Origin of the sequence: Dolichospermum flos-aquae CCAP 1403/13F, from assembly GCF_012516395.1 — a bacterium.
GTDB classification, from domain to species: domain Bacteria; phylum Cyanobacteriota; class Cyanobacteriia; order Cyanobacteriales; family Nostocaceae; genus Dolichospermum; species Dolichospermum lemmermannii.
The window spans coordinates 2,224,554-2,245,643 of the sequence record NZ_CP051206.1 but is presented as its reverse complement, the minus strand read 5'-3'; the positions used below and the strand labels follow the sequence as shown (position 1 = coordinate 2,245,643).

The following is a 21,090-nucleotide window of genomic DNA, read 5'->3' as shown; positions in this document are numbered from 1 at the left end:
GATGGTTATTCCTACTTGCTAATTAATTCTATCATGTCACGGCGAATAAATTCGCCGTTGGCACTTCCTCCACGCATCTATTGCCAAGTGGCTTCCGTGCCTTTCGTTCTATTTGGTGATTTGTCAGCAAGGTCAAGCATCTGCGTTATCCTAAGCTCAATAGCTGTTAAAATTTAGCCACAGGAGAACACAAAATGTCTTGGCGCGGGTCTACAACTTTCCCTGATCGAATTTTTGCCTGTTTACCTTATCTACTGCCTTTGATTGAGGTATTTGCTTTCGGTCAGTTTTTAATGAATGATTTTCCACTGTTAGGACTGATATTTTTACCCCTGTTGCCACTATTAAGAATTTACTATGGTGTCCGTTATGCGGGAATGATTATTTTCTTTGCTTTGTGGCTGTTGGTGGTCAGAAACGAGAAAATTAATCATTTTATTCGTTTTAACACGATGCAAGCCATCATTCTCGATATTGTGATCTTTTTATGTAGCATCTTGACCGATATTGTGAAATTAGTTCCTGGTAGTGGATTTGCTATGCAAACACTTTATACAACCATTTTCATGGGGATATTAGCAGCAGTTGTTTATTCCGTTGCTCAGTCATTAATGGGTAAGTATGCGGAAATTCCCGCGATTTCCGATGCAGTACATATGCAAGTACGCTAACAGTTAACGGACGATAACTGTGTTTTCTAGGCGACCAATTCCTTCAATTTCTACACGGATGCGATCGCCTATTTGCAAAGCTCCTACCCCCATTGGTGTACCAGTTAATATTATATCCCCAGGTAATAAGGTCATCCCTTGACTGATATAAGACACCAAAAAATCTGGGGAAAATACCATTTGATCAATACAAGTAGATTGGACTGGATGGGGATTATCATTCAGAAACGTCTGTAATCTCGCTCCTGGGTTTAATTCTCGGACAATCCAAGGACCCAAAGGACAAAAAGTATCAAAACCTTTGGCTCTTGTCCATTGGGGGTCTTTTTTTTGTAAATCCCTGGCTGTAACATCATTGGCAATGGTATAACCCCAAATTTTACTTTGGGCTTGGGCTGGGGTACAATCACTTGTGCGATCGCCAATCACCAAAGCCAATTCTCCTTCATAGTCTACCCGTTGAGACTGATAAGGATACTTAATTTCTCTTTCTGACGCAATCACAGATGTAGGCGGTTTGAAAAAAATTAGCGGTTCAGCGGGTACAGGTGTTCCCATTTCCGCCGCATGATCAGCATAATTCTTGCCTACACCCACAATTTTTGAAGGCGCACAGGGGGCTAGAATCGTGTAAGAATTGGATGGCAGGATTAAATCCGTAGGTTGACCATCCAACCAAGGTGGAGCATCCAGCACTTCTACATTCTGAGAAAGCTGGAGTAACCCATAGTAAATTTTCCCTTCTTGACTTTGAACTCGCACATATCGCTGCGCCATAACTTTGACAAATATCCTTGAATATACTTTGTTCCAGCAGAATGTGCTTAATGATTGCCATTAAAAACTTGTAAGATTATATGATAAATATTGAAAATCTTATGACCTTAATTAACAAACTATTAACCAGTGGACAAATCCTGCTCAAAATTGTGCTACTGTAGAATAACTAAAAAATTGTCAAAATTCCTTGTTGCTTGAGATGTTAATCAATTAAAGTATCGCCCATGGCAATATTTGTATAAATTAATACCTCTTCAGCCATTGTCCATAAGGTGAATTAAAAAACATGACCACAGTTTACGAAACCATGTACATTTTGCGTCCTGACTTGGGAGATGAGCAAGTAGTACAACAAATCGCCAAATACGAAAACTTAATTCGTGAACACGGTGCTGAGAATATTGAAATTCAAAACCGTGGTAAGCGTCGTCTGGCCTATGAAATTCAAAAGCATCGTGATGGCGTTTATGTTCAACTCAACTACACAGGTCCTGGAACTGTAATTGCTATCATGGAACGCGCAATGCGATTGAGTGAAGAAGTGATTCGCTATATGACAGTCAAGCAAGAAGTTCACAAAGAAAAACCAGAAGAAGTTGTAGCAGCTTAATAACCGCGTTTTCCGAGGTGATTAGTTAGATAACTCCACAAAAAAGATGAACTGCTTGCAGCAGGGCTTCGCTGTCCAAGTTTGTGGTATCGTTCTTGTATTATTAGCGGGCAAGATGCCCGCACTACAAGAAATTTTGGATATTTCTTTAATTGGAAGTCTCTTAGCAGTTCAGCAGTATGGCCTGCGTCATACTGCGACATCAGGAAATTACTAAAAATCGCTCAATTATTTCACTCGAATTGCGACCTATGTGATATAATCGGCGCAAGTGAAAAATTAACTATATATATTAAGTAAGAGCTTTAAGTGACTGTGAGCCAATCTGATATACCAAACATCCAAGAACTGTCCACCGAAATCTCGCAGTTGCGCCAAGACTTGCAACTGCGAGATCAATTAGTTCAACAGTTATCTCAAGAACTATTCCGGCTAGTTAAGGGTAATACTAACTTTACACCGCCAAAATCTGAGCCAGAGATAGATTTGAGTCAATTGCAGGCTTTAAGAGATCAAATCCAAGCCGTCGAACAGCAGGTGACTTTCTATCAAGAGCAAATTACGAATCGTGATACGGAGATTTGCCAATTACGACAGTCTGTACAAGAACTAACTGATCGTAGTCGAATGTTAGAGCAGGTAGTACAGGAATTACCCCAAATTTACCGTCGTAAGTTTGAGGAACGCATGACACCAGTGCGAGACAAGGTCACAATCCTACAACGAGAAAATCGCCAATTGCAAGCCGAATTGCAAAGTGTGAGTTATCGTTTAGCACTTAAAAACCGCTACACAAATCATGGCGGTATTGATTTACCTACTTTTCCTCGTTCGGAAGTTACAACCGATAGTTTACCTGCTGCCCAAAATGTCTAAAATTTGTGACTGTATTTGAATTAAATCAAAACTTCTATTCCGCAGTACCTATCTTTTTTTGAGGTACTGCGGACTTTAGTTAGGGCTTGCTGAATAAGATTAGAAGGAATAACAGATAAGGGTTTCAGGTTTTGATTTTTCTACGAAGTCAGGTATCTGAACCTATAATTGGTATATCTCATCAAAAAGTTCTTTCACTTGCCATTCCGGGAAATTATTTGATTATGCTCCAAAGACTATATGTACACAACTTCAGATGTTTAGAAAACTTTGAATTAACAATGAAGGAGATGTCATCTGCTCTCTTGATTGGAAAAAATGGTACAGGTAAATCAACTATTGCAACTGCATTAGAGGTATTTCAATCTATTGGTAGAGGTATAAATAGAGTTGGTCAACTTGTAAAGTCTAAAGATTTTACTCGTGGCAGGTATGATGTTCCCATTCGCTTGGAAATAGAAGTATTACTTGAGGAGAAATTATATAAATACGTCCTGGCCTTAGAGTTGCCAGAAAAATTTAAAGAATTGCGAGTTTTTGAAGAACAACTTTTAGTTGCAGGAAATCCAATTTACTCTCGTAAAGAAGCACAAGTTACTCTTTATAGTAGTTCACAAAATCGTGAATCTCAGTTTTTAGTAGATTGGCATTTAGTAGCCCTTCCAGTCATTCAAGAGCAATCAGAAACAGATCCACTTCATACTTTCAAAAATTGGCTGGCTCATATAATTATTCTAGCACCAATTCCTAGTTTAATGACTGGAGATTCCCACGGAGAAACTTTACAACCAAACAGAGATGGTGCAAATATTGGGGAATGGTTTTCTGGTTTACTTGGTAGATATCCTGCGGCCTATAGAGACGTTGATAAATATTTACGGGAAGTTATGCCCGATTTTCAAGATTTCTTGAATGAACTTATCGGTAAAGAGTTCAAAAGTTTAATTGTGAGATTTGCTGAAAATAATGCAACCTTGAATGTTAACTTTCAAGATTTATCAGATGGTGAAAAATGCTTTTTTCTTTGTGCTGTGGTATTAGCAGCTAATAAATTCTATGGGTCAGTTTTGTGCTTTTGGGATGAACCTGACAACTATCTCTCTATCTCAGAAGTAGGTCATTTTATCACATCTCTGAGACGTTCATTTAAGGATAGTGGCCAAATTTTAGTAACTTCTCATAATCCTGAAGCAATTAGAAAATTCTCCAATGAAAACACCTTTATTCTGGATAGAAAAAGTCACTTAGAACCAACTTTAATTAGATTGCTTAGTGATATACCTGTTACTGGCGATTTGATTAATTCTTTGATTTGTGGTGATATAGAATTATGAGTATAAATAAGAATAAACCACATTTGTTAATTTTACCTGAAGATGATGCTAATCGTCAGATTGTTAACGGATTTATTCAAAATTTGAATGTGAATAATCTGGCTATTCAAATCCTACCAATTGCTGATGGTTGGAAAAAAGCTGTGGATAAATTCACAAATGATCATATCAAAGCTATGCGACAATATCCACAGAGAAACATCCTATTAATTATTGATTTTGATGAATGTGAAGATAGATTAAATTTTGTAGAAAATTATATTCCAGATGATATAAAAAATAGAGTATTTGTTTTAGGTGTACAATCTAATCCAGAGAGTCTTAAAAGGGATATTCAAAAAAATTTGGAGACTATTGGAGAATCTCTGGCTACAGATTGCGCGGAAAACAATCATAAATTATGGGAACATCGTCTTATCATACATAATAAAACTGAGTTAGAACGGATGATTTTATCTGTTAAACCATTTCTGTTTCCAAATTAAACCAAGAAACAATAGACATCTGGTGAAAATTAAATATGCGTGACTTACAACCCTTGTAGAGACGTTCCATGGAACGTCTCTACATTCTTTTCTGGAGATGTCTAATAGTTACACTGCTAAGAAAAAGCCTAAAAAAAGAGAAATTTAATATCTTCCTCTAAAAAAAATAAGGAATATTGGGGTTTCCAACCTAATTGTTTTTGAATTTTATCAATGTTACCCAATAATAGCACTGATTCATCCGGTCGGTAAAAAGCAGGATCAACGACAACGTAATCTTGCCAGTTCAACCCAACAAATTTAAAAGCACACTCTACCAGTTCCTTAACTGAGTGGGTTTTACCACTAGCAATAATATAATCATCAGGCTGCTGTTGCTGTAACATCAACCACATAGCGTGTACAGCATCTTTAGCGTAGCACCAATCACGACGGGCATCTAAATTTCCCAATTTTAATTGATTAGCTAATCCTAGCTTAATCATGGCGGCAGTTCGAGTAATTTTACGAAATACAAATTCTGCACCACGTCGGGGGGATTCGTGAGTATAAGTAATACCGCAGCAAGTGTAAAGGTTATATTGTTGGCGATAATTGATAGTCATCCAATGGGCATATGCCTTGGCGACACCGTAGGGATTGCGGGGGCGGAAAGCTGTAAGCTCGTTTTGGGGAGATACGTCAGGCTGTCCAAAAACTTCACTGCTGGAGGCTTGGTAAAATCTCGCATCAGATTTACAACGACGAATGGATTCTAAGAGACGAGAAACACCCAAAGCAGTGTATTCCGCAGTGAGAGATGGTTGTGTCCAGGATGTGGGAATATAGCTTTGAGAAGCAAGGTTATAAATTTCGTCGGGTTGGGACTCTGTAATCACATCCATGAGTGAAGATTGATCCAGGAGATCTCCTGAAAGAATTTCAACAGTACCACTGAGGTGATTAATCCGTTCGAGGTTTCCAGAACTGGAGCGACGGACTAAGCCAAATACTTGATATCCTTTGGATAGAAGGAGTTCGGCAAGATAAGAGCCATCTTGACCAGTTAATCGGGTGATTAGGGCTTTCTTGGTCATTTGCTGATATTTTATAATTGCCGATTTGCCGTTTTCTAGATGGTTACACACAAGGCAGAATAAGGTGAGTTTTAACCGTTAATTTCCAGATGGTTAGAATCTATTTTTGAATAATTTGTTCGTATATTGCTCTAATCTCAGTTATCATACGGTCAACTGTAAATTCTTGCTCAAATTTCTCTCTACTTTCTTTACCCATCTGCTGACGAATTTCAGGAGAATTAGTAAGTATGTGCAGTGCATTTGCTAGTGCTTTTACATCTTGATGCGGTGCCAGCAAGCCTGTTTTACCATCTACAACTTCTTCAGGAATACCATTAACGCTAGTTGCAACAACTGGTAATCCAGCACGCATAGCTTCTAAAATGCTGATGGGCAAACCTTCGTAATGGGTACTCAGGATAAATATTTGAGACTGAGCTAATAAATCTGGTACATCCCGGCGATCGCCTAAAAAGGAAACTTGATTTTCAATTCCTAATGACTTGGCTAAAGCTTTGCAAGATTCTAAAGATGGACCACTACCAACCAGGTTAAGATGGATAGAGTCATCTTTGAGTTGAGCGATCGCTTTGAGTAAGGTCGTTTGATCCTTCTGTTCGTTAAAACGTGCCACCATAATTAGTCGTGGCGGCTGTTGTAACAGATTAGGAGTAGTAACGGGAATATTGTTAATTCCGTATCGAACAACTGCAAGTGAATTTTTATGACCTACCCCAGACCTTAAAGCAAGTTGGCGATCATTTTCAGATACGCATATTAGTTTTGTTGTTAATAGTGCCAGTATTTTTTCAGCTATCAGTGCTATAATCCGCCGCGTATTGGGTGTTCCTGGCGTAAAACCCCACCCATGCGCTGTAAATACTATTGGAACTCTACATATCCATCCAGCAACGCGGGCTATCACTCCTGCTTTACTGCTGTGTGCGTGGATAATATCCGGTTTAATTTGATGAATTAATGAAATAAATTCTTGGACTGCGTTATAGTCACCGAATAGCTGAATATTACGGGTTAAATTAGGAAGAATATGTACGGTAACTCCTAATTTTGTAACATCCTCTGTAAGGGGACCATTATTACCTGTGGCGAGGTGAACTTCATCATATTTGCAGAAATTGGCTATCAAATCATAAACGTTTGCTTGAGCGCCACCTAAATCGGATTTCGTAATGATGTACAGAATTTTCATATTAGCTTAGATATTTTTTATCTCTGTTACTCAATAAAACTTTATTCCTTAGTAGCTGTTAGCGAAATTGTTAGTTAAAACTCAAAAGAAAGTAACTGTAAAATAAGAGTGTAAAACATCAATCAATAGTAAACTTCTATTGCTGGATATAAACAGTAAGCACTGCTTGTATTTCAAGAGTCTTAAAATTCTCTGCAAACACACTTGTAGAGATGAACAAATTTTTCAACTAACACCTCAAATTCATATTCTTTTGGATAATAAGGTGTCCGACCTACACCCTCTTGAATTCCCTCAGCGAGAGCTTTAGGATTTCCAGGAGGAACTAGCAAACCATTGACTAGAGGCACATCTTCTAAAAATCCACCAACAGATGTAGCTACTAGTGGAACACCAAAAGCAGCAGCAATCAAAGGTAGTTGAGATTGTGTAGCTTGTCGATAAGGTAGCACACAGACAGACGCTCGTTGGAAAAGATTTGCTACCTCGTCCTCAGATAAATAACGGTTATGTAGTTCAAAAATCTCTGGATTTGTTTGTATTGTTTGGAGAATAGTGTTAGGGATATCTCCCGGACCAGCAATAATTACTCGTAATTCTCCTTTCAAGAAGAGACCTGCTTCTACAAGAATATCCAAACCTTTATAGGCTTCTAAGCGACCGAAAAATAAAGCTGCACGCTCTTGGAAAATATCCCCTCGACGATGACATACAAAACGATCCGCTATGCTGCCAATTGGAATTATAGAAACTCTTTCAGGTAATACTCCTTGCTGAGTGATTGCTTGCAGAAAACGCTGGGAATGAATATGTATCTTAGTAGCTCTAGTCAGAGTAAAGCGGCGAAGGTATGAATTTATCAATTCTAAAATGTTGCCAGGATGAGGCTCTGGATCGTGAACAGTAAATACTATTGGTAACTTTGTTTTACTTGCCCAATAAGCCCAGAGCAAACTCCATGGATAGCCCTCTCCATTAAAAATATGTACCACATTAGGTTCTACGTTTTCAATTGATTTCCATACATGGAGTGCTAAATATGGATTAATCAAACGATATAAAGCTTGGCTTTTGTTGAGTCCGGTAGCGAAGAAATGCACAGTTGCCATCCCTGATTTTCCAGTGTAGTGTTCGGGTACAAAAAGATGTAATTCTACATGTTTACTCAGAGGTGTTACCAGTGCATCAATATAATGACCCATTGCTCCCCGCACTGAAAGAGCTATTAGTGCTATTTTCAATTCCCAACCTCATTTGATATATTATCAATTATCTTAAACAATCTGCGCTAAATAGTCAAACTAAATTGAATTTTTCTAATTAACTATTTATTCTGCCATCAACATATTGATTACTACTAGTTATTCCACCTGCAATTAATCCAATGAAAATTAAAAACTTAGAATCGAATAGCAAAGGCTCAACTAATCCATGTATTAGCATTAGAAATAAACCTATAAAAATTCCTAGAGCAGATGAGCGCTCTTGATGATTTAAAGAATGTGTTGATAACTTATAAAGCTTGAACATTATAAAATAAATGTATGCTAAAAATATTAGCATTGAGAATATTCCGTGTGCTAACCAATAGTCTAATAGACCATTATGTGCACTCCAAATACCAGTTTCACCTGCTACAGATTTCAAAGCTGGTAAATCCACTAATGAACCAAAGCCATTACCAAACCAAGGGTGTTCTGAAATAATTTCAGATGCACTTTCCCATAAAACAGTTCTGTTTGTTAACGTAGATATATTATCTAAAGTATGTTGTGTTGCATTTTCTTGCAAAGAATTTCCAAGCCAAGTTGATAAAAAAGCTAAACAAATAGTAAAAGATGAAATTAACAATAAATTTTTCGCTGTATTATATTTTATTTGTTTTTGATACAATTTAATCAAGCCAAAAATCACCAAGAATATCACTACAATAATGATCCCAGTTCTTGATAATGTAAAAAAAATTCCTAGCAATGATATGATTAATAAATTAATTTTACGAGTTACTAAAAAATATCCAATAAAGAAAAGTAAAAAAGCGGCTAAATAATTAGAGCTGCCAAATGGCGTAACTAAGCCATCTTTTAGTATGTAATAATCAACTAGATTAAAACCTGTTATTAGGTTAGTTGGAGATATATTGGTTTGCATAATAGTATATAAAAATGAAAAAACCAATTGACAGAATAGAGTTATTCCGCCTATCATAACTGATGAATCATTTTTAGTAATTTTTGTAAGACTACCACAAAGTAAGCCTAACCAACCAAACACAATAAATACAAGACCTGTTAATTGACGAGGAGTTGCTCCCTCAAAAGATATGCATGAAACCACTATTGATATAGTAAGAGCTGCATATAACAGATAAATATCCCTTGATAACCTAATTTTTTTAAAAAAAACACAAATAATAGGAATCATTATAAATATGATAACCGGGAGATTGAAAGTGAAAGATCCACTTTGAAATACAAACCCTCCCAGAAATAAAAAAAACATCAATATATATGATAAATTAACACCCAAATATTTTCTATGTTTCTGCATTTTATTATTGATATATCTTTTTGTTTTTAAGAAAACTTATTTGCCATTAGGTTTAGATATTTTTATTCACCTTCAAAAAGTGAAGATACACTTAATTAGTGTCTTACCCATTTATCTTTAACACCTCGATAACCGTCCAGTAACCCGCTAATAATTGCCCTGGCTACATTCAGGTTTTGAGGTTTTAGAAATATTTTGATTAGTATAATAATTAAGCGTGATGGAACATAGTAAACATGAAATAATGCTTTTTCTGGCAAACTTAACCAGCAATTAGCAAGATAGATGCGGTTTCGGGTACAATAATAACATGTACGAGGGTTTCCCTGACCACCAGAAATTTTAGAAGCTTTGTGGTAAATAATTGCATCACGAGCTATCAGACATTTATAACCTTGATGCCTTGCATAGATGGAAATATCTACATCTTCGCCGTACATAAAAAGACTAGGATCGAGAAAATAACTATTATCAATGAGTCTTTGCTCCAGTAAATCCCTGCGGAGTAGCATAGAAGAACCTTCAACATAAGTAGATTCCCAAAACTGCTGCTCTAGCTTAAAAAATGCTGTTCCGCTGACGAATATTGGCGCTGGCCAATCTTTTCCAGCGAAAAGTGTTTGTTCACCTTTTTCATCCAAGACTCTTGCTCCAACAACAGCCGCATTTGCAGCTTTTGAAGCACTCAGTAAATGATTGAAAATATCAGGATGAACAGATGCATCATTATTTAATAAAAATACATAATCAGCCATTTGCTGTAAGGAGTAAGTAATGCCAAGATTACAGCCACCGCTAAAGCCTAAGTTACTAGGAGAAGTAATTAATAATATATTTTTATTTAAAATAGTCAATGAGCTATATATTTGTTTTTCAACAATAAGAGAAATACTAACTTCAGATTGTTCAAAATAAATATCAGATGAACTACGATCTTTAGTACAAGATTTAATTTGCTGCACTGAATCATTTTCAGAGCCATTATCTATAATCAAAACTACATAGTTTTGGTAGTTAAGTGTTTGCAAAGACTCAAGACACTTAAGGGTATCTTGCCAACCATTCCAATTGAGGATAATAATGTAAATTAGGGGTTGCTTAGACATTGCTTTTTATTCAACTAAATTAAATATTTGTAGGACTTACGCATTGACAGGAAATAGGAAGTATGAAGTATAGATGTGAGACATTCAAACCAGATTTTTCGAGGATAATGTAAACTTTATTCGTATTTTCCACTTTTTCCAAGCCAAGCATGATAAATTCCCTTGATTATGTAAGAAATTTTTGGTAACGATTCATGTTCAAAAATAAGTATCTTTATAATATCCTTGAATAGATAACAAATATCTAAAAATATCCATTTAGGATTCAAACTTACATATTTTTTATAAACAAAAAACCTATTTCTTGCATTGTAGTATCTCCGAATGCCACTATGATTTGTTGTCAAAAATTGCCTTCCAAATAATGAGTGTGTAGTTATATTACCTAATTCATGATTGAGCAAAGCTTTAGATGACATTATAATTTTATAATTATTATTCAGACACCGTAAACAAAACTCATGGTCAACATAATCTATGAAAAATCTATCATCAAACAGTCCAATAGTTTCAAATACGGATAATTTGACCAAATTGCCTGAAGTTAATGTTGTCTTAATATCACAAAATAACTTATTAGAGTCTACACTTTCTATTACTGGATAAATAGTATTGGAGTTATTATCAAAATAACGAGGTGATATTAATGCTACGCGTTCTTTGTAATTGCAGGCTTCATAAGCATTGAGCATTAAGTCAATAAAACCCAGGGGCGCTAAACTATCCTGATCAAATGTAGCCACCCAAAAACAACCCGTGGTTCTAGCGTATTTAACTCCGATATTTAGTGCTGTTGCAATTCCCACATTCTCACTATTATGGATAATATTCAGCTTATAGTTATTACCTAAATAATCTAAATATTCTTTTGATTTGGCACAAGAAGCATTATCAACAATAACAACTTCATCAATCTGATTAATTAACGCTACAACATTGGCTATTATTTCATCACTAGGGTTATAAGAAACAAATATTGCACATACTTGATTTTTCATTGTTTCTATTCTATATTTAACTCTTTTTAGCGAACAAAACAACCTCTTCACCTAATTCAGGATTGATTTTAAGTATTTTGAGTAAAATTTGTTCTGTGTAAGAAAAAATTAGTGATTTGAATATGTGGTACTTATTACCATGACGATTCGTAGCGTGATACCCAAATTCTTCAATATCAAAACTTTCATTAAATAGACTTATTGATCGAGCCGCAGTTGTCCAAGTATCTATTTCCTGAAATCCGGCTTTCATTCCACATTTTCGAAGTGTAGCTTCCGAAAACAAATGAATATGTCTTGGCGGTTCTAAACCCCTCCAATTAGTTTTAAATTTCTGATGACCCCAACTATTAATGTTTGGGGTTACTAAAACTAAATAACCACCAGGTTTAAGAATACGGTGACACTCCTCAAGTAGAGTAACTGGGTTGGGTAAGTGTTCAATTACATGATTCATAGTAATGGCATCAAAAGATTTTTCTGCATATCTAAAACTCTCCAAAGTACCAACATGAGCATTAATACCATACTTATTACGTACACTTTCAACTGCTTTAGCATCGAAATCAATACCTTCAACTTGCCAACCTGCTATCTGCATATAATTCAGAAATTCGCCAGAACCACAACCAATTTCTAATAGTTTAGATGGCTTGATTCTATTTAAATACATCCTAGAAAGCTGGAATTCTTCCGCCTTCATTCCCATAATATATGAAGATATTGCTGTTACGCCCCGATAAATTGCTCGTAATAAAAGCCAGATAAGACTTTTTTTCTGAACATAGTTATTATCGTGAGTATAGTATGTTTGATAGGCCTTACTAATATCCTCCTCAAGCGGCATTGGATCTAACCACACCAAACCACATTCAGGATTTGTACATTTCTTTAAATTCCATTCCCCAGGCGCACCAAACAGGCGATCCTTTAAACTCTCATAAAGCAGCTTACCTTCATTGCCACATAAATAACACTTTGGACAAGAATAAGTACGAATTTCATTACCATCTTTTATTTCAACCATAATTCCTTGACTCACTGAAAAATTAAACTGCCTTTAGTTTCTTCTTGATCATTGTCCGTTCATCAGTTTCTAGAACTAGAAACCATGTCGTAATAACAAAAGCCAACAATGTCAATAAACAGTATATTCCTTTTATATAAAGGTCTAACTTTAGACTTGCAAAAGCAAAAATCAATACAGCTACACCTGTAGCAAAACCCATACATTGCATTAGTGATTGATTGTTTGGCATAAGCCTAGATGCTGTGTAGAACAAAAGTATAGTATCTATCATTGTCCTTAATACCCATGCGTAGGCTGCACCTATAATGCCAAAGGCAGTGGTGAACTTCCACAATATCAGTAGATAAAATGGTAGCTCAATAAAATGGAATTTTGCCGTAATATCGGGTCTTCCGACACCTTGGATCAGTGCAAAAGGAACTTGAGCAAGGCTATTAATTAAAACCCCTACGGCTAACCATTGCAATACCAGAGTGCTATTTTGAGCAAAATCCTTTCCTATCCAGAGAGTCAATCCCTCATTTGCAAAAGTAACAATTATTAAAGTAATGGGGAATAATATCAAAAAAATATATTTCACACCCCTATTAAACATTTGCTTTGCACGTAGAGGTTCTTGGACGAAACTAGTAGAGAAAGCCGGGAATAGAACACTAACTAAAGATCCGGGAATTAGCCAGAGCTTAGTTACTACCTCGTATGGTGTAGTGTAGTAAGCAACAGCAGTAACAGAAATTAACCCCCCAATTAAAAATCTATCCATGTATATCATTAGTGGACCGACAATGTTAGTTACAGTCATCCAGCCACCGAATTTTAACAAGGGCACTAATAATGCTTTATTAAATTGTATCTGATGCTGTAAAGATGGCATAGCGTGAAGGCATAGCCATATATAAATTCCCCAAGCTAAGAATCTAACTCCTAATAAAACAGCGATAATTGGAACAAGACTATGGGAAAATGGCAATACCAACAGAGGTCCGAGAAACATCAATAGACCCAAGGGAATGCGAACTGCATTAATCAGGTCAAATCTTTGTAAAGCAGATAATACACCCACAGTTCCTGCGGTGCTAGTAACCAGAGGCACTGATGCTGAAAGTAGATAAAATACAACAACAGTCTCGCTTTGTAATTCAGTAGGAATCTTGAGAAGATTATAAACTATCGTAGGTGATAAAATTACAAAAACTAATGTTCCTATTAGCCCTAAAATCAACATTAAGAAAGAAGCAGTCCCAACCAGAGCAGGAATTTCTTTCTCACCACTTTCCTTTCCCAATTTTTCAGCTACAAGTTGAGTTAATGCTCTACCCAAACCCAAATCAAATAAACTGAAATAACTAAGAACCATCCAAGCCAGAGTCAATATACCAAAACGATCAGTACCTAGTCCTTTTATGAGTTGCGGAATCGCAAAAACAGCTACTAGTAATGGCGCTCCCTGACCGATAAGACTGTAAATTGTATTTCGGGCTAATATTCGTCCACTTATTAAAGTCTGGAGTTGGGATTTAGTCATATTGAGCAACTGTTGAAAGTGAACGCCATTGGCGATGAATTTTTTGCGTTTTGCATATTGACCTAATATTTTCCTTATAAAGTAGCTAAATATCGCCTAGATATCAATTTTATCCAGTCAAAGACATCATCAACAGTTAATTTTTAAATCTAATCCTACTAGGACAGGTAGAACACCGTTTTTTTTCATCGATATTGGTTTGGTGATCTGAATTCGCAATAATCCCCCTCAGTTTATCAATTGTCAAAACATATTCCCGCCTACAAAGGCTACGCGATCGCGTAGCCAATATGACAAAGGATCAACTAGTAAATCCATTTGCAGTTTATGGCGCTAAGTCTCCATGGGAATCCCATCATCGTAAAGTAATTCGTCTTGTGTCGGCGGCTTAACAAAATCTGGTGATAAACTATCTATCTGTGGGTTATTTAGTTTAGGCAATGTTGATTCAGTCATATATGCTGCGATGGAATCCCCATACGGACTAATTTAACATTGGTGGCGAGGAGATAACTTCTTTAGTAAAACTCTTACCTTGTCTTAAGGTATTGCTTAGTTAAGCCATTCTCAACCAGCCAAATACATAATCAGCAGTTAATTTTAACTCTATTCCTGCCAATACAGGCAGAATATCGGTTTTTTCCATCAGTATTGGTTGGCGATCGCACAAAAATACTAGAATACTTAAATCATCAGGATCAAGAAACCATCCTAATTTACACCCATGCTCCACACAATACAAGATATTGCCAATCACTTTATTTGATTTCTGTTCAGGAGAAAGAATCTCAATTACCCAATCGGGAGCTAGTTCAAATCTATCTGGGACTTCTCCACTGCTAAGGAAAGGAATATGTTCCCATGTAAAAACTGCTATATCAGGAACAATTGAGCGATTACCAAAGCTACACCTGAGTTCAGGGAAAGCATAGGCAATTTTTTCAGATTCACTCACCAAATTAATTTCGCTACTAAGTTTCCCTTGCAGTCGGCTGTGTCTTCCTTTCGGCATAGGTTTTTGAATAATTTCCCTACCCAAGAACTCTGATGCTGGCTTTGTTTCCGGTAGCATCAGAAACTCCTGCAATGTGAGAGATCTTATGGATCTGATGGTCATAAAGGATGATTATTATAGCCCTTAGTCGACATCGTTTTGATAATTATACCATAATTTAGACATAGCTTTCCCCTACTTCAGCCTTCCCAGTTACGAGTAGGTGGCGAGGGAGGAACTGAGATCAAAAGACCATCAAAGCTCAACTCCTAAAAAACGAATAATTTTAGTTAATTTCTTAGAGGATGTTTGAAAAGTCACTCATGGTGTATCAAATATTTTTAGATCCCCCTAAATCCCCCTTGAAAAGGGGGACTTTGACTCTAGTTCCCCCCTTAGCAAGGGGGGTTAGGGGGGATCTGTAAGTGCCTAAAATCACAGCCTAAAACTTTTCAAACACCCTCTTAGCGGTGCAAACTGTATTTGCACCAACCAAAAAACTCTACATCTTAGTAGGTTAATATTACATGAGCAGGAAATAAAGTCAAGTCTTACCGCAGATTGGACTGAGAAGACTTCTTCTTACTATCTACTTTCTCACCGTAATAACCTTTCTGATAATAATACCCACCATAACTACTTTCCTCACTAACACCATTCACTACCATTCCCAAAATAGGCACTTTCCCATGATTAAGTAATGATTTCGATGACTTCACCGCTGAATATTCCACCTTGCCAGGATGGACAACCAGCAATAATCCATCCACATACTTACCAACAATCAGTGGATCAGTAACAGCAGTCAAGGGTGGCGTGTCAATGATGACAAAATCATAATCATTCCTTGCTTCTGCAATCAAGTCAGCCATGCGCTGGGAATCCAAAAGTGTGACTGGGTTAGGCGGAATTTTTCCTGCTGGCAACATATTCACCTGGGGAGATACCTCCTGGACAGCATTTTTTAACTGTGTCTGACCAGCTAAGATATTGCTTAGTCCCAATAAATTGGGTATTTCCCAAACGCGGTGCTGACGGGGACGGCGCATATCGGCATCCACTAACAGCACTCGTCGTCCTACGTGGGCTGCGGCTAGGGCTAAATTTGCTGCCACAAAAGATTTACCTTCTCCAGGGTTTGAACTAGTGAGCAAAATTACCCGTAATTCTTTGTCAGATAGGGTAAAGCCTAAATTAGTCTGGAGCATTTCAAAAGATGTAGTAACTGGTGAATAGGGGTTATCCAACAAGGGCAACTCTTGCCGACCTTCCTGCCGATTTTTTGGATTTTTTTTACCATATTGGGGAATCGTCCCCAGCAAAGGAAAGCCCAACAGCCGATTCGCTTCTTCAACATTTTTGAGAGATTGATTCATGGATTCCAACAGCAGCGCTGTTCCCGCACCTAAGAGGATTCCCAAAAATCCGCCTAGTGCTAAGTTGAGGGGAATCTTGGGAGAAACGGGACGGTCAGGAACTAAAGCCTCAGAGATGATCCGCGAATTACCTACATTCTGATTCTCTAGCACCTGAACTAACTGAAATTGCTTCAGAAATTCTTGATAGGTGATTTGTGCCACGGATAACTGTCGCTGTAGCTGTAGCTGTTGTTGTTCCAGTCGAGGTAAGCTATCCAAACGTCGCCTATTAATTATAAATACCTTTCGCAATTCTCCGATTTGGTTTGTTAAGGCTAACCTTTCCACCTCTGATTTGACTAAATCTTGAGTTAATGCCTGTTTGAGTTCTCCTACCTGCAAGTTCTGTTGGGGGAGAGACTTGGAACTACCAATGGTTTGGGCAACTCGCTTTTCTAGTAAGTCTTTAAGAGATGCCTCTTGCATTACCAAATTCACAACTTTTGGATTATCACTAGTATAAAGTGTTCGGGCTGTTGCTAGGTCATATTGTGTTTTCTGGTATTCTGTGAGTACCTGCTGTACGCCAGGAGATTGACTTAATGCACTGAGATCAACCGCCTCTTGTGTAGTTGACTTCATTTTATCCTGCAAAGCCACAGAGCGAGTGTAAGCTGCCGCTAATTCGCCCTGGCTGCGGGTAATTGCCTCATCTAGTTTTCCAAGGGATTCCAAACCAGTTTTGGCTTCTACATCCAGAGCTACCACCCGGTTGTTTTCTTTAAAGCGACGCAAGGTCATTTCTGCTTTTATAACTCTTTTCTCGACCTCTGGTAATTGCTTGTCTAAAAATTCTCGCGCGGATCTAGCCTCGGTGCGGTTAGTGCGAATATTACTCTCCAGATAATATTTCATTAAAGAATTGACCACATCTGCTGCTTCTTGCGGATTAGTACTCCTGTAAGAAAGCTGGATCACATCCGTTCCTCGGATAGTCTTCAACTTCAGTTTTTTGAGAAAGTTCTCCAAAGAAATCTGTTTGCCTTGATCATTTGTCAAATTCAGTGTGGTAATAGTTTTTATAACAATGGGGTAGGAGCGGATGATCTCAGATTCGGTATCTACTGGGTTACTGAGGTTTGTCAATCCGCCCAGTTCTCCCAGGGATTGGGAGAGACCTGCGAGTGAGGAAGCCCCACTTTTTTTGGTGAAAACCAGCTTGCCTTCCGACTCGTAAACTGGTTTTGCTGAGTAAGTGAACAAGGCTGTGACTCCTAAGACAGAGGCAAAGACAATTGATGTCACCAGCCAATGTCTTTTGAATGTTAGCCAGTATTGTTGGATATCAAGAGAGGAATCTTGGTCTTCTTGGTTAATAGACATAAATTAATTTAAGAAAATATACTAAGTATAGAACTTAAGTGTTGTAGAAATTGTAGATCATGTATTTGCACAAAATTAAGTCATTTCCGGCAATACCTTGTCCAAATCGCCAAAAGTCTTGATTTGTAGGTTGGGTTAAGCGACAGCGAAACCCAACAAAACAGAAAATGGACAAAGTAGTAAATAATCCTTTTTACACACTATTCGATAAATTGAAGAGTTTGCAAAATTACAGGCTATGAAATTTAATCAAAGAAGTTCATATCTTACCTTTTTCCCACGATAGAAAGCTGTAGATGATATTGTCTAGGTTATTATACTTGGGTTGCCAGTTCAATACCTGCTTAATTTTCTCTGCATCAGCAGTCACACAGGCTGGATCTCCGGGACGACGCGCTACTTCAATTACGGGAAAATCCACACCAGAAATAGCTTTGACCCGTTCCACAACTTGCCGGACACTATAACCTTTGCCATAACCACAGTTGAGAACTTGACTTTCTCCATCTCGTTCCAGATAGCGTAATGCATCAACATGGGCTGCGGCTAAGTCTTCAACATGGATATAATCTCGAATTCCTGTACCATCTGGGGTGGGAAAATCAGTGCCAAAGATCTTGAATTCTGATTGGCGTTTCAGGGCGGCATTACAGGCATTGGCAATCAAATGAGTTGCATTGCTTGAGTTTTGTCCGATTCTGCCACCGGGGTCGGCTCCGGCGACGTTGAAATAGCGGAGAATTACATACCGCAGACGAGAAGCTAATCCATAGTCTTGAATCATGAATTCGCTTATCAGTTTGGAGCGTCCGTAGGGATTAATTGGTAGGGTAGGAGTAGACTCGGTGACTGGATTTTCTTGGGGTTCGCCGTAAACTGCGGCTGTACTAGAAAATATCAATTGGTTAACACCCATGACACTACAGCACCGGAGCAAATTCAGAGTATTCCGTGTATTATTTGCGTAGTAATCGAGGGGATAGGCAACGGATTCTGGTACAACTAGACTAGCTGCAAAGTGCAGCACTGCACTAAATTGATGTTTGCCAAAGACTTGGTAAAGGCGGTCTATATCTCCTAAATCGCCAATAATTAGCTCACCATGGAGTACGGATTGGGGTACACCCGTAGAGCAATTGTCATATACGACTGTATTATAACCAGCCTCGCCTAGTTGACGCACGACGTGGGAACCAATATAGCCTGCACCTCCTGTCACCAAGACTTTTTGATTCATCTGCCTTTACCCAATAAAACAACTCTGATGGTTTTCAAGACTATGACTATATCCAACCATAAAGAATAGTTCTTGATATAGTAAAGGTCGTAAGCCAGCTTTTCATAGGCATCTTCAAGGGAGGCTCCGTATGGATAAAGTACCTGCGCCCAACCTGTGATTCCTGGTTTGACTAAATAGCGCATTTCATAATAAGGAATTGCTTCTTTGAGCTTGACATCAAACTCTGGCCTCTCTGGACGAGGACCAATCAGGCTCATTTCTCCAGATAACACATTCCAAATCTGAGGTAGTTCGTCAATTCGCAAAACTCGTAGCCAATATCCCACCCTGGTAATGCGTGGATCTCGTTGAATTGCCCATTGTGCGCCCTTCTTTTCAGCATCCTGAGACATGGAACGGAACTTGTAAACCCGAAATGGTTTACCGTATAATCCTGTTCGTAATTGGCTATAGAAAATTGGACCTGGACTATCTAACTTAATGACTATACCAACAATGACCATGAGTGGCAGTAGCAGCACAGATAATACTCCAGTCAGCATTATATCTGTAAACCGCTTGATTTTGAGACTAAAACCACAAAATACCAGGTTAAAGCCACTACTAAAAGCAAACCACTCATCTTCAAGTAGAGAGGAGGGAAGTTTGTAGCATAAAGTTTCCCAAATATCGGGCAACTGGTAAACAGGGATGCCTTTTAGTCGTAGTTGCATTAAACTTTGCACTTGTACATCAGAGAGACTGATTTTTGTCCCTACTACCACCCCTGATAAGGGTTGCTGACTCCAATCAGATAGGTCGCTGAGGCAGCCTTCATGACTTAGTTGGGGTTCTATTTCTGCTAATTCAGGCAGTTGTTGGCCATTTTCAGTCAGGATAACTAATCTTCCCAATGGATTCCGTGTTAAGAACATTTGGGCAAACTTGATCGCATGATTGCCAGATCCTAGCATTAACCAACGACCCTGGTGGAACTTTGATCGCCACCAATTGAATGCCAATAGTCTTAATATGATTGCCCAGATTGTAAATATTCCCAGATTAACTAGCAATATACCCCTCATCCCTCCTGAATGCTGTTCCCAACTCTCCGATAGATAAATCACCAATGAAGTGATGATGGTAATTATTCCACTACTGATGAGAATGCGATTTGGAGCTTGTAAACCTGCAATTTCTTTCTCTGGATGGTATGTATCTGACAAATACATCCCTGTTAAAACCAGTAAGATAAATCCGCAGACAAATGGGTCAAATCCTGTCAATGGATTATTTAACGTCCAGTAAGAAGTAAGTCCCAAGCAGACAAATAGGCTAAGGACATCCCCCACCATCAGGAATAGAGATATAAATCGTGGGAGTTTTACTAACTGAATGCTGCTGCTGCCTCTATTAGTCTCAAATCCTATCTCTAACATAAGTATTTTTTTGAAGTTGCTTGTAAGAACATGAACTTGTAAACAATAGCTTCGCCAAATTGAAAAAAGCTTTAATTCATGAATACCTTGTCAAAATTGTAAGAAGCCTTGATTTGTAGGTTAGGTTGTTCACTTTTGCGTTGCAGAGCAATCACCATGAAACCTAACATGAGCGTTGTGTTGCGCTGTTGCTTTGTAAAATATTCAGCCCGATACTTTCACAATTCTTCCCGGATGGATACAATTTAAATAGACTGCGGGATTTTGCGACAGTTAGTGGGTGAATTCTAAATAGATATACCCAACACTAAATATTTAATCACAGCAGATACTAAAATGTAAAGTTTCTCACTGCTGAAGTTTAGACTAAGCGGTACAAAGACGAACGATACAGCAAGGCTGAGTTAATGGGAGACATAAGATTAAAGTTAGTGATTGCTTTGATATGGCGATCGCATCCTGAA

19 protein-coding genes are annotated in these 21,090 nt (G+C 37.8%); 5 read left to right on the top strand and 14 right to left on the bottom strand.

What is annotated here, in order from left to right:
• Window positions 1-194 precede the first annotated feature (194 nt).
• The gene (locus HGD76_RS11085) at window positions 195-671 is read left to right on the top strand and encodes a Tic20 family protein (protein WP_148761526.1); all 477 of its coding nucleotides are present in this window, start codon (window positions 195-197) and stop codon (window positions 669-671) included.
• Window positions 672-674: 3 nt separating this feature from the next.
• On the opposite strand, the gene HGD76_RS11080 is transcribed toward HGD76_RS11085, so the two are convergent.
• Window positions 675-1,448 (bottom strand): fumarylacetoacetate hydrolase family protein, encoded by a 774-nt coding sequence (locus tag HGD76_RS11080; protein WP_168695816.1) that lies wholly within the window; start codon window positions 1,446-1,448, stop codon window positions 675-677.
• 289 nt (window positions 1,449-1,737) lie between these two features.
• Here HGD76_RS11080 and rpsF point away from each other — a divergent pair, with 289 nt between their 5' ends.
• The 4 genes from rpsF to HGD76_RS11060 all read left to right on the top strand — a co-directional run bounded on the left by rpsF (window position 1,738) and on the right by HGD76_RS11060 (window position 4,756).
• Window positions 1,738-2,061 carry a 30S ribosomal protein S6 gene (gene rpsF / locus HGD76_RS11075; RefSeq protein ID WP_015078351.1) on the top strand — a complete coding sequence of 108 codons (324 nt, stop codon included), beginning with the start codon at window positions 1,738-1,740 and terminating at the stop codon, window positions 2,059-2,061.
• A 315-nt stretch (window positions 2,062-2,376) separates the two neighbouring features.
• Window positions 2,377-2,937 carry an Npun_F5560 family protein gene (locus tag HGD76_RS11070; protein WP_168695815.1) on the top strand — a complete coding sequence of 187 codons (561 nt, stop codon included), beginning with the start codon at window positions 2,377-2,379 and terminating at the stop codon, window positions 2,935-2,937.
• A gap of 224 nt (window positions 2,938-3,161) precedes the next feature.
• Entirely contained in the window at window positions 3,162-4,271 is a 1,110-nt protein-coding gene (locus HGD76_RS11065) for an AAA family ATPase (protein WP_168695814.1), read from the top strand.
• On the top strand, window positions 4,268-4,756 hold the full coding sequence (locus HGD76_RS11060) for a hypothetical protein (protein WP_168695813.1): 489 nt from the start codon (window positions 4,268-4,270) through the stop codon (window positions 4,754-4,756). Before HGD76_RS11065 ends, HGD76_RS11060 begins: the two co-directional genes overlap by 4 nt.
• A gap of 128 nt (window positions 4,757-4,884) precedes the next feature.
• Here the strand turns inward: HGD76_RS11060 and HGD76_RS11055 are convergent, their stop codons facing one another.
• From HGD76_RS11055 to HGD76_RS10995, 13 genes are all read right to left on the bottom strand, one after another.
• Window positions 4,885-5,832 (bottom strand): GDP-mannose 4,6-dehydratase, encoded by a 948-nt coding sequence (locus tag HGD76_RS11055; protein WP_168695812.1) that lies wholly within the window; start codon window positions 5,830-5,832, stop codon window positions 4,885-4,887.
• 100 nt (window positions 5,833-5,932) lie between these two features.
• A complete protein-coding gene (locus tag HGD76_RS11050) occupies window positions 5,933-7,024 on the bottom strand; it encodes a glycosyltransferase family 4 protein (protein ID WP_168695811.1) in 1,092 nt (363 codons plus the stop codon).
• Window positions 7,025-7,206: 182 nt separating this feature from the next.
• Entirely contained in the window at window positions 7,207-8,265 is a 1,059-nt protein-coding gene (locus HGD76_RS11045; RefSeq protein WP_168695810.1) for a glycosyltransferase family 4 protein, read from the bottom strand.
• A gap of 79 nt (window positions 8,266-8,344) precedes the next feature.
• The gene (locus HGD76_RS11040) at window positions 8,345-9,448 is read right to left on the bottom strand and encodes an O-antigen ligase family protein (RefSeq protein WP_168695809.1); all 1,104 of its coding nucleotides are present in this window, start codon (window positions 9,446-9,448) and stop codon (window positions 8,345-8,347) included.
• 221 nt (window positions 9,449-9,669) lie between these two features.
• A complete protein-coding gene (locus HGD76_RS11035; protein WP_168695808.1) occupies window positions 9,670-10,680 on the bottom strand; it encodes a glycosyltransferase family 2 protein in 1,011 nt (336 codons plus the stop codon).
• 116 nt (window positions 10,681-10,796) lie between these two features.
• A complete protein-coding gene (locus HGD76_RS11030) occupies window positions 10,797-11,678 on the bottom strand; it encodes a glycosyltransferase family 2 protein (protein ID WP_168695807.1) in 882 nt (293 codons plus the stop codon).
• A 16-nt stretch (window positions 11,679-11,694) separates the two neighbouring features.
• On the bottom strand, window positions 11,695-12,705 hold the full coding sequence (locus tag HGD76_RS11025) for a class I SAM-dependent methyltransferase (protein WP_168695806.1): 1,011 nt from the start codon (window positions 12,703-12,705) through the stop codon (window positions 11,695-11,697).
• A gap of 22 nt (window positions 12,706-12,727) precedes the next feature.
• Window positions 12,728-14,233, bottom strand: a complete 1,506-nt coding sequence (locus HGD76_RS11020; protein ID WP_168695805.1) for a flippase — start codon at window positions 14,231-14,233, stop codon at window positions 12,728-12,730.
• Between the two features lie 333 nt (window positions 14,234-14,566).
• The gene (locus tag HGD76_RS25860) at window positions 14,567-14,689 is read right to left on the bottom strand and encodes a hypothetical protein (protein WP_256370336.1); all 123 of its coding nucleotides are present in this window, start codon (window positions 14,687-14,689) and stop codon (window positions 14,567-14,569) included.
• A gap of 100 nt (window positions 14,690-14,789) precedes the next feature.
• Window positions 14,790-15,350 carry a Uma2 family endonuclease gene (locus tag HGD76_RS11010; protein WP_168695804.1) on the bottom strand — a complete coding sequence of 187 codons (561 nt, stop codon included), beginning with the start codon at window positions 15,348-15,350 and terminating at the stop codon, window positions 14,790-14,792.
• Window positions 15,351-15,778: 428 nt separating this feature from the next.
• On the bottom strand, window positions 15,779-17,968 hold the full coding sequence (locus HGD76_RS11005) for a GumC family protein (RefSeq protein WP_168695803.1): 2,190 nt from the start codon (window positions 17,966-17,968) through the stop codon (window positions 15,779-15,781).
• 259 nt (window positions 17,969-18,227) lie between these two features.
• Complete coding sequence (gene galE, locus HGD76_RS11000) at window positions 18,228-19,205, bottom strand: UDP-glucose 4-epimerase GalE (protein WP_168695802.1); 978 nt, start codon at window positions 19,203-19,205, stop codon at window positions 18,228-18,230.
• Window positions 19,202-20,626: a sugar transferase gene (locus HGD76_RS10995; RefSeq protein WP_210967767.1), complete on the bottom strand. Its 1,425-nt coding sequence runs from the start codon at window positions 20,624-20,626 to the stop codon at window positions 19,202-19,204. Before HGD76_RS10995 ends, galE begins: the two co-directional genes overlap by 4 nt.
• Window positions 20,627-21,090 lie beyond the last annotated feature (464 nt).

Coding starts and splice junctions, on each gene's coding strand:
- HGD76_RS11085 (WP_148761526.1), top strand. CDS start 195: ATGTCTTGGCGCGGGTCTACAACTTTCCCTGATCGAATTTTTGCCTGT.
- HGD76_RS11080 (WP_168695816.1), bottom strand. CDS start 1,448: ATGGCGCAGCGATATGTGCGAGTTCAAAGTCAAGAAGGGAAAATTTAC.
- rpsF (WP_015078351.1), top strand. CDS start 1,738: ATGACCACAGTTTACGAAACCATGTACATTTTGCGTCCTGACTTGGGA.
- HGD76_RS11065 (WP_168695814.1), top strand. CDS start 3,162: ATGCTCCAAAGACTATATGTACACAACTTCAGATGTTTAGAAAACTTT.
- HGD76_RS11060 (WP_168695813.1), top strand. CDS start 4,268: ATGAGTATAAATAAGAATAAACCACATTTGTTAATTTTACCTGAAGAT.
- HGD76_RS11055 (WP_168695812.1), bottom strand. CDS start 5,832: ATGACCAAGAAAGCCCTAATCACCCGATTAACTGGTCAAGATGGCTCT.
- HGD76_RS11050 (WP_168695811.1), bottom strand. CDS start 7,024: ATGAAAATTCTGTACATCATTACGAAATCCGATTTAGGTGGCGCTCAA.
- HGD76_RS11040 (WP_168695809.1), bottom strand. CDS start 9,448: ATGATTCCTATTATTTGTGTTTTTTTTAAAAAAATTAGGTTATCAAGG.
- HGD76_RS11035 (WP_168695808.1), bottom strand. CDS start 10,680: ATGTCTAAGCAACCCCTAATTTACATTATTATCCTCAATTGGAATGGT.
- HGD76_RS11030 (WP_168695807.1), bottom strand. CDS start 11,678: ATGAAAAATCAAGTATGTGCAATATTTGTTTCTTATAACCCTAGTGAT.
- HGD76_RS11025 (WP_168695806.1), bottom strand. CDS start 12,705: ATGGTTGAAATAAAAGATGGTAATGAAATTCGTACTTATTCTTGTCCA.
- HGD76_RS11020 (WP_168695805.1), bottom strand. CDS start 14,233: ATGACTAAATCCCAACTCCAGACTTTAATAAGTGGACGAATATTAGCC.
- HGD76_RS25860 (WP_256370336.1), bottom strand. CDS start 14,689: ATGACTGAATCAACATTGCCTAAACTAAATAACCCACAGATAGATAGT.
- HGD76_RS11010 (WP_168695804.1), bottom strand. CDS start 15,350: ATGACCATCAGATCCATAAGATCTCTCACATTGCAGGAGTTTCTGATG.
- HGD76_RS11005 (WP_168695803.1), bottom strand. CDS start 17,968: ATGTCTATTAACCAAGAAGACCAAGATTCCTCTCTTGATATCCAACAA.
- galE (WP_168695802.1), bottom strand. CDS start 19,205: ATGAATCAAAAAGTCTTGGTGACAGGAGGTGCAGGCTATATTGGTTCC.
- HGD76_RS10995 (WP_210967767.1), bottom strand. CDS start 20,626: ATGTTAGAGATAGGATTTGAGACTAATAGAGGCAGCAGCAGCATTCAG.